The sequence below is a fragment of the Enterobacter sp. PGRG2 genome (assembly GCF_030291195.1).
In the GTDB taxonomy this organism is placed as follows: Bacteria; Pseudomonadota; Gammaproteobacteria; order Enterobacterales; family Enterobacteriaceae; genus Enterobacter_D.
This window is the reverse complement of sequence record NZ_CP127837.1, coordinates 333,402-347,024: the sequence shown is the minus strand read 5'-3', so window position 1 is coordinate 347,024 and position 13,623 is coordinate 333,402. Positions and strand designations below refer to the sequence as shown.

Annotated in this window: 13 protein-coding genes; 6 read left to right on the top strand and 7 right to left on the bottom strand. The window is 56.4% G+C overall.

Annotated elements, in window-relative coordinates:
* The 7 genes from QRD42_RS01450 to QRD42_RS01420 all read right to left on the bottom strand — a co-directional run bounded on the left by QRD42_RS01450 (position 1) and on the right by QRD42_RS01420 (position 6,170).
* Positions 1-1,218: a CehA/McbA family metallohydrolase gene (locus QRD42_RS01450; protein WP_321988032.1), complete on the bottom strand. Its 1,218-nt coding sequence runs from the start codon at positions 1,216-1,218 to the stop codon at positions 1-3.
* Positions 1,215-2,828, bottom strand: a complete 1,614-nt coding sequence (locus QRD42_RS01445; protein WP_321988031.1) for a PTS transporter subunit EIIC — start codon at positions 2,826-2,828, stop codon at positions 1,215-1,217. Before QRD42_RS01445 ends, QRD42_RS01450 begins: the two co-directional genes overlap by 4 nt.
* Before the next feature lie 273 nt (positions 2,829-3,101).
* Positions 3,102-3,779, bottom strand: coding sequence for an energy-coupling factor ABC transporter ATP-binding protein (locus QRD42_RS01440; RefSeq protein ID WP_321988030.1), 678 nt, complete (start codon positions 3,777-3,779; stop codon positions 3,102-3,104).
* The gene (locus tag QRD42_RS01435; protein ID WP_321988029.1) at positions 3,776-4,450 is read right to left on the bottom strand and encodes an ABC transporter ATP-binding protein; all 675 of its coding nucleotides are present in this window, start codon (positions 4,448-4,450) and stop codon (positions 3,776-3,778) included. The genes QRD42_RS01440 and QRD42_RS01435 overlap by 4 nt, the downstream gene beginning before the upstream one ends.
* Entirely contained in the window at positions 4,438-5,145 is a 708-nt protein-coding gene (locus QRD42_RS01430) for an energy-coupling factor transporter transmembrane component T (RefSeq protein ID WP_321988028.1), read from the bottom strand. Before QRD42_RS01430 ends, QRD42_RS01435 begins: the two co-directional genes overlap by 13 nt.
* A complete protein-coding gene (locus QRD42_RS01425) occupies positions 5,146-5,724 on the bottom strand; it encodes an ECF transporter S component (RefSeq protein ID WP_321988027.1) in 579 nt (192 codons plus the stop codon).
* Between the two features lie 26 nt (positions 5,725-5,750).
* On the bottom strand, positions 5,751-6,170 hold the full coding sequence (locus QRD42_RS01420) for a PPC domain-containing DNA-binding protein (RefSeq protein ID WP_318375653.1): 420 nt from the start codon (positions 6,168-6,170) through the stop codon (positions 5,751-5,753).
* A 372-nt stretch (positions 6,171-6,542) separates the two neighbouring features.
* On the opposite strand from QRD42_RS01420, the gene epd reads away from it, so the two are divergent.
* The 6 genes from epd (at position 6,543) to mscS (ending at position 13,602) form a co-directional block, all read left to right on the top strand.
* Positions 6,543-7,562, top strand: a complete 1,020-nt coding sequence (epd, locus tag QRD42_RS01415) for an erythrose-4-phosphate dehydrogenase (protein ID WP_318363766.1) — start codon at positions 6,543-6,545, stop codon at positions 7,560-7,562.
* Between the two features lie 48 nt (positions 7,563-7,610).
* Positions 7,611-8,774 carry a phosphoglycerate kinase gene (pgk, locus tag QRD42_RS01410; RefSeq protein WP_072569815.1) on the top strand — a complete coding sequence of 388 codons (1,164 nt, stop codon included), beginning with the start codon at positions 7,611-7,613 and terminating at the stop codon, positions 8,772-8,774.
* A gap of 95 nt (positions 8,775-8,869) precedes the next feature.
* The gene (gene fbaA / locus QRD42_RS01405; RefSeq protein WP_321988026.1) at positions 8,870-9,949 is read left to right on the top strand and encodes a class II fructose-bisphosphate aldolase; all 1,080 of its coding nucleotides are present in this window, start codon (positions 8,870-8,872) and stop codon (positions 9,947-9,949) included.
* Between the two features lie 286 nt (positions 9,950-10,235).
* Positions 10,236-11,225, top strand: a complete 990-nt coding sequence (gene tdcB, locus QRD42_RS01400) for a bifunctional threonine ammonia-lyase/L-serine ammonia-lyase TdcB (protein WP_321988025.1) — start codon at positions 10,236-10,238, stop codon at positions 11,223-11,225.
* Between the two features lie 20 nt (positions 11,226-11,245).
* Entirely contained in the window at positions 11,246-12,577 is a 1,332-nt protein-coding gene (gene tdcC, locus QRD42_RS01395; protein WP_321988024.1) for a threonine/serine transporter TdcC, read from the top strand.
* A gap of 152 nt (positions 12,578-12,729) precedes the next feature.
* Entirely contained in the window at positions 12,730-13,602 is an 873-nt protein-coding gene (gene mscS / locus QRD42_RS01390) for a small-conductance mechanosensitive channel MscS (protein WP_072569819.1), read from the top strand.
* Positions 13,603-13,623: the final 21 nt, after the last annotated feature.

Sequence of the window (13,623 nt, the reverse complement as noted above, 5' to 3'; positions counted from 1 at the left end):
TTATCCTCGGTAAATGGGGTTGGTCAGCAACTGGGCTACCTGGCCGCGATTGATGCGCAGCAGGGCGAAGGCTGCGTTCTGCATGTCAATTTCCTGGTTCACGTCGCCGTAGCGATTGGGCACCACGATGACGGTTTTGTCGGTGTAGAGCAGTACGCTGTTGTCTTTATGGGTGCGGAGTTTGACGTGCAGGATCCCGCCGCTGGTGGTGTCGCCCGGGCCTGCCTCGCCAATACAGAAGCGGTGCAACTGCGTCTGGTCATCGCTTTGCATATAGCTGCGCCCGGCGACCAGCGCAGAGAGGATGTCCTGGCGCTCGCGGCTGATGGCGCGTACCCACATGTACGGCCAGCGCAGCCCTTTTTCTTTATGAAAATCGCTGCCCGCCACGGCGCTGATTTTTTCGCCCTGGCAGAGCTGGTGATGCCAGTAGTTAAAAGCGTCTTCGTTGCCGGTCTGCCCGTCCCACGGCCCGTTCCAGATCTCCAGCCAGTCGTGGTCCGCAAAACGGTTCTGCCACGGGCAGTAGTGGCAGAAAGGGTGATTAATACCGATGCGCGCCCCGTTGCGGCGGGCTTCGGCAATGCGCCCGGCGATGTCATCTTCGGTAAAATGCGGCAGAAAGTTCACCACCGGCCGGGTGACGCCCAGCAGGTTGGCGTGGCCGCGCTCGCTGGTCAGCTCCATGCCGGGGATCAGGCACAGTGAGGCGTTAATGCCCGCGATTTCATGGTTCTGCGAAATGGTGTTGTGGTCGGAAAAACAGAGGAAATCGAACTCCATCTGGCGGGCGCGGGCAATCAGTTCGTTCACCGTTAAGCTGCCGTCGCTGTGCACAGAATGCACATGCGTGTCGCCTTTCAGCCAGCGCGGAAATTTCGGGTACAGGGTGATCTCCACCACCACTTCGCAGAGGCGGCGGATCTTATGCAACCCGAGCAGCACGTGCCATTTGCCGTTGACGATGCTGGTGCGCTGATAGCCGGGCGAGGCGAAATTTTCACTCAGCGTGATGGTTTTACGCGCGCCGCCGCTCCAGCCGTTGATGCGGTCATTGATCATCAGCCCCATATCCACCACGTTACCCGGCGTGAAGCGGTAGCTGATGTCGATGCGCTCGGTATTCAGACCGGGATCGAACTCCAGGCGGCGCAGAGTTTTTTCCTCATGGGGTGAAACCTTCAGGATTCGGGTCAGTGTCACCGGCTCGGTATTCATGCTGTTTCTCCTTCGTCTAACAGTTCCTTGCAGTCACCGGCGATCATCACCACCTCGGCGCCATAAATAATCTGGAAGGCCCGTTCGCTGACCTGCACATAGCCTTTCGCCCGCAGCGTTTTCTTCCACACCGCTTCAGGGGCGACGCGGGAGCCGTCTTTCACCTGAACCCGCAGGCGTGAAATGCAGTTGTCGAACTGCTCGATATTCTCTTTGCCGCCGAAAGCCTCGATGATGTGCCGGGCGAAGCGCATTCCCTGTTGCTCGTTAAAATCCTGTTTGCTGTAAAGCCGGGTAGTTGCCTCATCCTCTTCGCGCCCCGGCGTCATGACGTTGAAGCGCAGGATCAAAAAGCGAAACAGTGCGTAGTAGAGAACGAAAAACAGCGGCACCAGCCACAGATAGCCCCACAGGTTGAGTTTCGCGGGCTGGAGCAGCACCGGCAGGATGTCTTTCAGGCTGCCGCCGTAGATGGACACGTTCGCCATTTCGGTCAGCACAAAGGCGAGGCCGGTCAGCGGCACATGCACCAGATAAAACAGCCAGGGGGCAACAAACAGAAAGGTGTATTCGATGGGTTCGGTGACGCCAAACAGGATCATGGTGACCACCACCGGGATCAGTAAGCCCGCCACGACTTTTTTATGCGGCGATTTCGCGCACTGGTAGATGGCCAGCGCCGCCCCCGGCAGCGCGCCAAAATGCACCACCACGCGGCCGGACTGAAAGCCACGCACCAGCAGCTGCGGCGTCTCCTCGCAACCGAGCTGCGCCATATAGATATTGGTGGTGCCGCTTACCAGCTGGTTGCAGACGGTCATGGAGCCGCCCAGTTCCGTCAGTCGGATCGGCGTGGTGATCAGATGATGCAGGCCGACGGGCAGCAGGGATTTATCCGCCACCGCCCAGATAAAGGTGCCGAACAGACCGGAATCCCCGATAAGCCTGCTGAACTGCGCCAGCATGCCGCCCAGCGGCGGCCAGATAACATAAAGCAGCACGCCGAGCAGCGATCCGGCCATCAGCGTGACGATAGGTACCGTGCGCGTACCGGCAAAAAAGGAGAGCACCAGCGGCAGTTTGACGTTATATAAGCGGTTATGCAGCCCGGCGGTGATCAGTCCCACCGCCATACCGCCGAATACGCTCATGCGGTAGGAGAACATCCCCAGCTCGCTGGTATAAATCGAGGCGCGCTGTACGGCGGCAATGTCATTCAAATGCTGTTGCTGCCGGAAAAATTCAACGCTGGTGGTTTGTGGAGTAATACCATTTAATTCCAGCAGCGTGGCGATAATAAAATGCATCGCCATAAAACAGACCGCGCCGGAAAACGCCGCCCAGCCTTTTTCTTTTTTCGCCAGACCGAAGGCCACGCCAATGGCGAAGAACAGCGGCAGGTTGCGAAATACCACGTCGCCGGTGGCTTTCATCACGCTGAAGGTCGTAAATAAAAGCGAGCCTTTGGTAATGATGTTCTGTAAATGCAGCGCTTCGATGGTGCCGCTACTGGTGAAGGCGCTGCCAAAGCCCATAAACATTGAGCCGACGGTAATGATGGAGATTGGCACCAGCATCGCCTGGCCAATCATTTGCATTGTTTGCTTCATAAAAATCCTTTTTTACGGGCTTTAATTATTCATTTGAATAATGTATTGAAGTACCCCGGTTTATTTATTTTGTGTGATATTGACTGCGGTAATTACTATTCCGCTATTTTATTTCTTCTCCTGAAAATAATTATTTATTATCAGGCTGACGAGCGCGAATATAACGATTTAACGGCGCGGATTTTGTGATGTGAACAGCGTAACGCTATCAATGCAGAGGATATTTGTAAGCAAAAGATGCCGCGGTTCACGGCATTATTAGCGGTTTCGTTATCAGGAAAGGGATGGCGCGGGCAGACCATCGGCGCTGATTCGCCCGTCAGCCAGGCGAATAACGCGGGGAAAGTGTCGGCGGGTAAAATCATAATCATGGCTGATGGCGAGCAACGTCGTCTGCCGCTGGCGACAGACCGCCAGCCACGCTTCAAAGCGTGCTAACCAGCGTGCGTCAAAATCCCGGCTCGGCTCATCCAGCAGCAGCACCGGCGGGGCCATCGCCTCCAGGCTTGCGACCGCCACCATTCGCCGCTGGGCAGCATGCAGATCCAGCGGATGCGCCTGCGCCACGTCCGCCAGACCGCACAGTTCAAGCGCCGCGCGGACGCGCTGCTCAATAACGGTGGTGGGCAATTTTTGCAGCTTCAGGCCAAAAGCCACTTCACTCAGCACCGTGCTGTGCAGGATCTGGTTTTCCGCCTCCTGAAACAGCACGCCGATCTGCGCGGCGCGTTGCGGGGCGTTCAGCGCTGACAGCGGCTGCCCTTTCAGTAAAACTTCACCCTGCTGCGGGGTCAGCAGACCCGCCATCAGGCGCAGCAGCGTGGATTTTCCGGCGCCATTATCGCCGGTTAACGCCACCCATTCGCCGCGCTCAATGTTCAGCGTGAGATGATGCAGACAGTTTTCCGCGGCCGCGGGCCAGCGGAAGGTAAGGTTATGCAAAGCGATCATAGAGCGGTCAGTCCTGTTTCATCGAGCTGCCACATCTGGCGGCAAAACGCCTGCGCTGGCTGGCGGTGACGTTCAAAGAGCATCACCAGCGCCCCGCTGGCATCTGCCCATGCCGCCAGGCGGCTAAGCATCTGTTGCGTGGCCTGCGGCGTCAGACGGCTGAAGGCCTCGTCGAGCAGCAGCAGGCGCGGCTGCATCGCCAGCGCACAGGCGATCACCACCCGCTGGGCTTCGCCGCCGGAGAGCGTGGCGGGGTGCCGGTGACGCAGCGGCAGGCAATCGGTGAGCGTCAGTGCGGCTTCAAGCCGGGCGAGGATTTCACCTTCCGCCAGGCACAGGTTTTCCGGCCCGAAGGCAATTTCTTCTTCCACGCTGAAGGTACAGCCGGAGAATTGCAGGGCAGGGGACTGCTGCACCAGCTGTACGGTCTGCGCCTGTTCGGGCAGCGACCGTTCACCCGGCGGCTGGCCCAGGATCCGCCCGGTTCCGCTAAGGGTGCCGGGCAGATAATCCGGATACCATCCCGCAAGCAGCTGCGCGAGGGTGCTTTTGCCGCTGCCATTACCGCCGAGGATCGCCACCATGCCCGGCTGCGCGATCTGCAAATTCAGGCTGCGCGGCGGCGCGGCGCTGTGCGCGGGCTGAAAGCAGAGGTTTTCTAGCGTAACCATAGCCAGGCTCCGGTTTCTGCCAGCATCAGCGCGAGCAGGGTATAACGCAGCGCGCGCTGGCGGCGGCTGTCGGGGGGCGACCAAAAAGTCGTGCGCGTGCGGTGCAGACGAAAGGCGCGCATGTCCAGCGCCGCGCCGCGTACCGGCAGATCGTTAAGCGCGCCCTGGATCAGCGGTACGATCAGCGCCGGGACGGCACACAGCCGCTGATACCAGTGCCCGTCCAGCGGGACGCCTCGTGCGCGCTGCGCTTCGTGAATGCTCGCCAGGCGGTGTTTAAGCTGCTCGGCAATCAGCAGCGGCCCGGAGAACAGATACGCCACGCCCGGCGGCAGCCGGCTGGCAAAAAGCGCGCGGATAAACTGGCGTACCGGCACGAAAGCCATCCACAGTTGCGACGTGGCGACGATGGTCAGAATGCGCTGCCACAGGACGATCGCCTGCGCCCAGTGGCTGGCATCGCGCGGCTCACCGCTCAGCCAGGCCACCAGCCAGCCGCCGTGCACCAGCCACATGCCGACGCCGAGCGACGCCATCAGCCAGGCCACATAGCGGGCGCGGGGACGGGTGGCGCGAAACAGCAGCAGGCTGATGAAAGCCGCGCCGCTTACCACCGTCAGCAGCGGCCCGGCGGGCAGCAGCAGCACCGACCAGGCCCCCAGACTCCACAGCGTCAGGGAGGTAAAAGGATGCATTCAGCGTACGGCCGACATGGTCGGGAAACGGCGCGTGGTGCGCAGCGGTAACTGGCGCAGCAGGATCCAGACGATCGCCGCCGTGAGGATCTTATCCACCAGATTTGCGCCCACCACCGTCAGCGCCACGGATTCGATCAGATCGTTCCCCATGGATCGCGCCCAGGCGACAACCAGATCCGCGCCGCTGCCGGTGACGCCGCCAAACAGCGCGGTGCGGATCGGCACCGCCACTATCGTGACCGCCAGGGCGATCAGGATCCCGCTGACAACGACCCTGGGCAGGGTGCGGAACCAGCCGAGCCGCGCCAGCCAGCCTGCCGTCAGGCCTATCACCATCGCCACCGGTGCAAAGGCGGCGGCAATAGGATCGGTTAACAATCCCCACAGCAGGTTAGTGAGTAAACCGGTCAGCATGCCGACAACCGGCCCCAGCAGGACGGCGCTCAGCAGCGTGCCGATGGAATCAAGAAAAATCGGCAGCTTGAGCATACTGATAAGCTGCCCGCCGATCATATTGATGGCGACGGAAATAACGATCAGAACCAGCGTCTGGCTGGAGAGTGGGCGACGCGCCATAGCAACCTCTTTGATTTAAGCGACAGTTAACGGGAATGGACAACGAGTTCGTCATAGCCGGAGAGCGGGCAGGGCTGGCGCGAAAACGACAGCGCCGTCAGTTCGCCAATCACCAGTTCCAGGGTGGTGCGCACCGTGCAGCCGGGCATAACGTGACCGCCCAGCAGCGCGCCCTGTTCGTCGGCAATGCTCAGGTGCAGATGCTCCCCCGTTAATTCCAGCGTGCCGGACAGCGAGATGAGTTCGTAGGTGCCGGTAAGCCGGGTGCTTTCATCGCGGCCCGCATAGCGCAGGGCGACCTCCGTCAGGCTGCCGGTAGCGCCGGCAATCCATGCGGCCTGTAGCCCGTGAAGGGCCATAAACTGACGTAATTCCGTTAACAGCTCCTGACCAGGAGCGAGGCGCAGCGCGTAAAACCGCGCCGCAGAGGCAATGGACTGATTCATGGGATGAGTAAACTCCGAAACTCGGACGTGGGCCGAATATTAAGAGTGACGGCGGTTCTGTGTACTGATGTATATCATTAAAATATTCCGCCGTTATGACGCTTTTATTCTTTAGAAATGCCCGTTACGGGAAAGGATGGCCGCAGCGTGAGGGGGTAAAAGTGTGATGCAGATCAGATTACTGTCGTTCATCGCCGGGCGTCGATTCCTTTTATTCCGCGTTTCGCTTATTCTAGCTGAAGCGTTTCAGTCGATTAAATTTTCGACAAAATATTAACAGGTCGCAGTTTGCGACAGGTAAGGTTTCCCTTGTTGTGCCGCTGCATTATTCTGTCAGCCACAGCAAATCAGGGACAGCCTTGCAGGAGATCTATGACCGTACGCGTGGCGATAAATGGCTTCGGTCGCATCGGGCGTAACGTGGTTCGTGCTTTATATGAATCCGGGCGTCGTGCGGAAGTGAGCGTGGTGGCAATCAATGAACTGGCGGATGCTGCGGGCATGGCGCATTTGTTGAAATATGACACCACCCACGGGCGTTTCGCATGGGATGTCCGTCAGGAACGCGAACTGCTGTATATCGGCGATGACGCCATCCGCCTGCTGCATCAGGAAACCATTGAGGCGCTGCCCTGGCGTGAGCTGGGCGTGGATGTGGTGCTCGACTGCACCGGCGTGTACGGCAATCGCCAGCACGGCGAAGCGCATCTGGCGGCAGGCGCTAAAAAGGTGCTGTTTTCGCATCCCGGCAGCCACGATCTCGACGCCACCGTGGTCTTTGGCGTAAATCAGCATACCTTGCGTGAAGATGACCGCATTGTATCTAACGCCTCCTGCACCACTAACTGCATTATTCCGGTGATCAAACTTCTTGATGACGCTTACGGCATTGATTCCGGCACGGTAACGACGATCCATTCGGCGATGAACGATCAGCCGGTGATCGACGCCTGGCACGCGGATCTGCGCCGCACGCGCGCCGCCAGCCAGTCCATCATCCCGGTCGATACCAAACTCGCGGCGGGCATCACCCGTTTCTTCCCGCAGTTTGAAGATAAATTCGAAGCCATTTCCGTGCGTGTGCCGACGATAAACGTCACCGCAATCGACTTAAGCGTCACGGTGAAGCAACCGGTAAAAGCCATAGAAGTCAACCTGTTGCTGCAAAAAGCGGCACAGGGTGCATTTCATGGTATAGTTGACTATACGGAATTACCGTTGGTCTCAGCAGATTTTAACCACGATCCGCACAGTGCCATTGTGGATGGTACGCAGACGCGGGTCAGTGGCGCGCACCTCATCAAAACGCTGGTGTGGTGTGATAATGAATGGGGCTTTGCTAACCGAATGCTCGACACGACGTTAGCCATGGCAGCGACTGGTTTCAGGTGAGATGCACATTGCATCTGCCAAACTTTAAAAAAAACGAGAGGATTCACCATGTCTGTAATTAAGATGACCGATCTGGATCTGGCTGGTAAACGTGTTTTTATCCGTGCGGATCTGAACGTACCGGTTAAAGATGGCAAAGTCACCAGCGACGCGCGTATCCGTGCTTCTCTGCCGACGATTGAGCTGGCGCTGAAACAGGGTGCGAAAGTGATGGTTACTTCTCACCTGGGCCGTCCTACCGAAGGCGAGTACAACGAAGAATTCTCTCTGCTGCCGGTAGTTAACTACCTGAAAGACAAACTGTCCAGCCCGGTTCGCCTGGTAAAAGACTACCTGGACGGCGTTGAAGTTGCCGCAGGCGAGCTGGTAGTGCTGGAAAACGTTCGCTTTAACAAAGGCGAAAAGAAAGACGACGAAACCCTGTCTAAAAAATATGCCGCGCTGTGCGACGTATTCGTGATGGACGCCTTCGGCACGGCACACCGCGCGCAGGCTTCCACCCACGGCATCGCGAAATTCGCGGACGTGGCGTGCGCAGGTCCGCTGCTGGCGGAAGAACTGGACGCGCTGGGTAAAGCGCTGAAAGAACCGGCTCGCCCGATGGTAGCTATCGTCGGTGGTTCTAAAGTCTCCACCAAACTGACCGTTCTGGATTCCCTGTCCAAAATCGCTGACCAGCTGATCGTGGGCGGCGGTATTGCGAACACCTTCGTCGCCGCTCAGGGTAATAACGTGGGTAAATCCCTGTACGAACCAGACCTGGTTGACGAAGCAAAACGTCTGCTGACCACCTGTGACATCCCGGTTCCGACGGATGTTCGCGTGGCGACCGAGTTCTCTGAAACCGCGACCGCGACACTGAAATCTGCCAGCGACATCAAAGATGAAGAGCAGATCCTCGATATGGGCGACGTTTCCGCACAGAAACTGGCTGAAATCCTGAAAAACGCCAAAACTATTCTGTGGAACGGCCCGGTAGGTGTGTTCGAGTTCCCGAACTTCCGTAAAGGTACCGAAATTGTGGCGCACGCTATCGCCGACAGCGAAGCGTTCTCCATCGCCGGTGGTGGTGATACCCTGGCAGCCATCGATATGTTCGGTATCGCTGACAAAATTTCCTACATCTCCACTGGCGGCGGTGCGTTCCTCGAATTCGTGGAAGGCAAAGTGCTGCCTGCAGTAGCTATGCTCGAAGAGCGCGCTAAGCAGTAAGTTTGATCAGGCGGGGAAACCCGCCTGATTTTCAGCGCGCTTTGCTCAAGCACGCGCTCCCTTTTTCTAACGGCCAAGATACAGGACTACGTAACATGTCTAAAATTTTCGATTTCGTAAAACCTGGCGTGATCACTGGTGATGACGTTCAGAAAGTGTTCCAGGTAGCTAAAGAAAACAACTTCGCTCTGCCGGCAGTTAACTGCGTTGGTACCGACTCCATCAACGCCGTTCTGGAAACCGCTGCGAAAGTGAAAGCGCCGGTAATCGTTCAGTTCTCTAACGGCGGCGCAGCCTTCATCGCCGGTAAAGGCGTGAAAACCGACGTGCCGCAGGGCGCAGCAATCCTGGGCGCTATCTCTGGCGCGCATCACGTACACCAGATGGCTGAGCACTACGGCGTGCCGGTGATCCTGCATACTGACCACTGCGCGAAGAAACTGCTGCCGTGGATCGACGGTCTGCTGGACGCGGGTGAAAAACACTTTGCGGCAACCGGCAAACCGCTGTTCTCTTCCCACATGATCGACCTGTCTGAAGAGTCTCTGGAAGAGAACATCGAAATCTGTTCCAAATACCTGGAGCGCATGTCCAAAATCGGCATGACCCTGGAAATCGAACTGGGTTGCACCGGTGGCGAAGAAGACGGCGTGGACAACAGCCACATGGACGCTTCTGCACTGTACACCCAGCCGGAAGACGTTGATTACGCGTACACCAAACTGAACGCTATCAGCCCGCGCTTCACCATCGCGGCGTCCTTCGGTAACGTACACGGCGTTTACAAGCCGGGTAACGTGAAACTGACCCCGACCATCCTGCGTGATTCTCAGGAATACGTCAGCAAGAAACACAACCTGCCGCACAACGCTCTGAACTTCGTCTTCCACGGCGGTTCCGGTTCTACTGCGCAGGAAATTAAAGACTCCGTAAGCTACGGCGTTATCAAAATGAACATCGATACCGACACCCAGTGGGCAACCTGGGAAGGTATCCTGAACTACTACAAAGAAAACGAAGCCTATCTGCAGGGCCAGCTGGGCAACCCGAAAGGCGAAGATCAGCCGAACAAGAAATACTACGATCCGCGCGTATGGCTGCGTGCTGCACAGACGTCCATGATCACCCGTCTGGAGCAGGCTTTCAAAGAACTGAACGCGGTTGACGTTCTGTAATTTGAAATAAGCTGTGCAAATGGCTTCCCCCGGGAAGCCATTTTTATTTCCGGGCTATTATTTCGCTTTAAAACATTCATCACACTTATTCATCTGCTAATTGTGAGTCAAGGCACATAACCTGCCATGTGGGATAAGTATGATCGTTATCGTTGCGTTGAAAATAATAATGAAGCTATTGCAAACACAATAACCATAATGAGTCGCGAGGGTATTCAGGCGAATATCTCCGTTAAGCGTAAATTACAGCACGCTGTAATTTATCTCTGGTTATTGCGAGGAAAGGATGCACATTCAACACGATCTGCCCGTCACTATCGATGATATTTTAGACGCCAAGAAAAGGCTCGCCGGACATATCTACAAAACCGGGATGCCGCGCTCAAATTACCTCAGTGAATGCTGCCACGGCGAAATCTATTTAAAATTCGAAAATATGCAGCGCACCGGCTCGTTTAAAATTCGCGGTGCGTTTAACAAACTCAGCTCGCTTAGCGATGAGGAACGTCAGCGCGGGGTGGTAGCCTGCTCCGCCGGTAATCATGCGCAGGGTGTGTCGCTCTCCTGCGCCATGCTCGGCATCAACGGCAAAGTGGTAATGCCCGTCAGCGCGCCGAAATCGAAAGTCGCCGCCACCAGCGATTATTCCGCCCAGGTGGTAATGCACGGTGAAAATTTTAATGACACCATCGCCAAAGTCAGCGAAATCGTCGAAATGGAAGGGCGTATTTTCATTCCGCCTTACAACGACGAAAAGGTCATTGCTGGGCAGGGGACGATTGGCCTGGAGATTTTAGAAGATCTCTATGATGTCGATAACGTCATTTTACCGGTCGGTGGCGGCGGCTTAATTGCCGGGGTCGCGCTGGCTATCAAATCTATTAACCCCACCATTAATATTATCGGCGTGCAGGCGGAAAATGTGCACGGTATGACGGCCTCGTTTCGCGCCGGGAAAATAACCAGCCATCGCACCACAGGTACGCTGGCGGACGGCTGCGACGTTTCACGTCCCGGGGATTTAACCTTTGAGATCGTCAATGCATTAGTCTCAGATATGATTCTGGTGAGCGAAGAGGACATTCGCCACAGCATGTTAGCGCTGATCCAGCGTAATAAGATTATCGCCGAAGGGGCAGGGGCGCTGGCCACGGCTGCATTATTAAGCGGCAAGCTCGACGATATTATCAAAGGGCGAAAAACCGTCAGCCTTATTTCCGGCGGGAATATCGATCTCTCGCGGGTCTCCGCTATTACCGGCGCCGGTGAATTCTGAAGGCATAAAAAGGATATTTTATGAGCACAACTGACAGCACCATTCTCAGCCAGCAGGGCAAAGCGCTATGGCGTAAATCCGACACCACCTGGACGCTGGGATTATTCGGCACGGCCATTGGCGCAGGGGTATTATTCTTCCCGATCCGCGCCGGATTCGGCGGCTTAATTCCTATTCTTTGTATGCTGCTGCTGGCGTACCCGATTGCCTTTCTCTGTCACCGCGCGCTGGCCCGGCTGTGCCTGTCCGGCAGCAAGGTATCGGGCAATATTACCGAAACGGTGGAAGAGCACTTCGGCAGGACCGGCGGCGTGGTGATCACCTTTCTCTACTTCTTCGCCATCTGCCCCCTGCTGTGGATTTACGGCGTTACCATTACCAACACCTTTATGACCTTCTGGGAAAATCAGCTCCAGCTGATGCCGCTAAACCGTGGCCTGGTGGCGCTGGCGCTGCTGCTGTTAATGGCGGTGGTGATCTGCTTCGGTAAGGATCTGATGGTCAGGGTGATGAGCTGGCTGGTATTTCCGTTTATCGCAAGCCTGGTACTGATCTCCCTGTCGCTGATCCCCTACTGGAACAGCGCGGTGATTGACCAGGTTAACCTGAGCGAGATTTCGCTGGCCGGTCATGACGGTATTCTGGTGACGGTGTGGCTCGGTATCTCCATTATGGTGTTCTCCTTTAACTTCTCGCCCATTGTCTCCTCTTTCGTGGTCTCCAAACGCGAGGAGTATGAAGCGGATTTTGGCCGGGATTTTACTGAACGCAAATGTGCACAAATTATCTCCCGCGCCAGCGTGCTGATGGTGGCGGTGGTGATGTTTTTCGCCTTCAGCTGCCTGTTTACCCTGTCGCCGCAGGATATGGCGGACGCCAAAGCGCAAAATATTCCGGTGCTCTCTTATCTGGCAAACCACTTCGCCGCCATGAGCGGCAGTAAATCCACCTTTGCCACCGTGCTGGAGTATGGCGCGTCCATTATTGCGCTGGTGGCTATTTTTAAATCCTTCTTTGGCCATTACCTTGGCACCCTGGAAGGGCTGAACGGCCTGGTAGTCAAGTTTGCTTACAAAGGCGATAAAACCCGCGTCTCCACCGGCAAGCTGAATACCATCAGCATGCTGTTTATCATGGGTTCCACCTGGATTGTGGCCTATGCGAATCCGAATATTCTCGATCTGATCGAAGCCATGGGCGCGCCTATTATCGCTTCGCTGCTGTGTTTATTGCCGATGTATGCCGTGCGCAAAGTCCCGCAGCTTGCGAAATATCAGGGCAAAGCCGACAACCTGTTCGTTACCCTGATCGGCCTGCTGACCATTCTCAACATCCTCTACAAACTATTTTGATCGGCTAAAAATGCCACGACGGAGAGGGAAACCTCTCCGTTAATCCGTTGAAATCTGGCAGATGATCTTTTTTATGGTTACCCTTTGTTGACCTGTCTCACGCCTGCAACGTGAGTGTTACGCCGTTTTGGCAAGAAAAAAAGGAACCGTAAATGGACGATCTTAACGTGGTTGGCAGCATCAATAGCGCAGGGGGATGGCTGGTACATAACCAGGCATTACTGCTGAGTTATGCGGTGAATATCGTGGCGGCTATCGCCATTATCATCATCGGGATGATCATCGCGCGTATCATTTCCAACGGCCTCAATCGCCTGATGCTGGCGCGACATATTGACGCCACCGTGGCGGACTTTTTATCGGCGCTGGTGCGCTATGGCATTATCGCCTTTACGCTGATTGCCGCGCTGGGGCGAGTCGGGGTGCAAACCGCCTCGGTGATCGCCGTGCTGGGCGCCGCCGGTCTGGCCGTTGGTCTGGCATTACAGGGGTCGCTGTCGAACCTGGCCGCGGGCGTGCTGCTGGTGACCTTCCGCCCGTTCCGCTCCGGTGAATATGTTGATTTGGGCGGTGTGGCCGGTACCGTGCTGCATGTGCAGATTTTCTCTACCACGCTGCGCTCTGCCGATGGCCGCTATGTGGTGATCCCGAACGGTAAAATCATCGCCGGGAATATCATCAACTTTTCCCGTGAGCCGGTACGCCGCAACGAATTTATCATCGGCGTGGATTACGACGCGGATATCGATCTTGTGAGAAAACTGCTGACGGAGATCATCGAATCGGACGACCGCATTCTGAAAGATCGCGAGATGACCGTGCGCATGAACGAACTGGGCGCCTCAAGCGTGAACTTTGTGATCCGCGTCTGGAGCAACAGCGGCGATCTGCAAAACGTTTACTGGGACGTGCTGGAACGCATCAAGAAAACCTTCGATGCCAACGGCATTAACTTCCCGTATCCGCAGATGGATGTGCATCTGAAACGCGAAAAAGCGGAAAAGCAGGCGGAAGCGGAAGCCTGACCTGAGCATCAATGCCCGGCT

Excerpts from the sequence above, each read along its gene's own strand:
- fbaA (WP_321988026.1), top strand. The coding sequence starts at position 8,870 with ATGTCTAAAATTTTCGATTTCGTAAAACCTGGCGTGATCACTGGTGAT.
- tdcB (WP_321988025.1), top strand. The coding sequence starts at position 10,236 with ATGCACATTCAACACGATCTGCCCGTCACTATCGATGATATTTTAGAC.
- pgk (WP_072569815.1), top strand. The coding sequence starts at position 7,611 with ATGTCTGTAATTAAGATGACCGATCTGGATCTGGCTGGTAAACGTGTT.
- QRD42_RS01430 (WP_321988028.1), bottom strand. The coding sequence starts at position 5,145 with ATGCATCCTTTTACCTCCCTGACGCTGTGGAGTCTGGGGGCCTGGTCG.
- QRD42_RS01425 (WP_321988027.1), bottom strand. The coding sequence starts at position 5,724 with ATGGCGCGTCGCCCACTCTCCAGCCAGACGCTGGTTCTGATCGTTATT.
- QRD42_RS01440 (WP_321988030.1), bottom strand. The coding sequence starts at position 3,779 with ATGATCGCTTTGCATAACCTTACCTTCCGCTGGCCCGCGGCCGCGGAA.
- tdcC (WP_321988024.1), top strand. The coding sequence starts at position 11,246 with ATGAGCACAACTGACAGCACCATTCTCAGCCAGCAGGGCAAAGCGCTA.
- QRD42_RS01420 (WP_318375653.1), bottom strand. The coding sequence starts at position 6,170 with ATGAATCAGTCCATTGCCTCTGCGGCGCGGTTTTACGCGCTGCGCCTC.
- QRD42_RS01445 (WP_321988031.1), bottom strand. The coding sequence starts at position 2,828 with ATGAAGCAAACAATGCAAATGATTGGCCAGGCGATGCTGGTGCCAATC.
- QRD42_RS01450 (WP_321988032.1), bottom strand. The coding sequence starts at position 1,218 with ATGAATACCGAGCCGGTGACACTGACCCGAATCCTGAAGGTTTCACCC.
- epd (WP_318363766.1), top strand. The coding sequence starts at position 6,543 with ATGACCGTACGCGTGGCGATAAATGGCTTCGGTCGCATCGGGCGTAAC.
- mscS (WP_072569819.1), top strand. The coding sequence starts at position 12,730 with ATGGACGATCTTAACGTGGTTGGCAGCATCAATAGCGCAGGGGGATGG.
- QRD42_RS01435 (WP_321988029.1), bottom strand. The coding sequence starts at position 4,450 with ATGGTTACGCTAGAAAACCTCTGCTTTCAGCCCGCGCACAGCGCCGCG.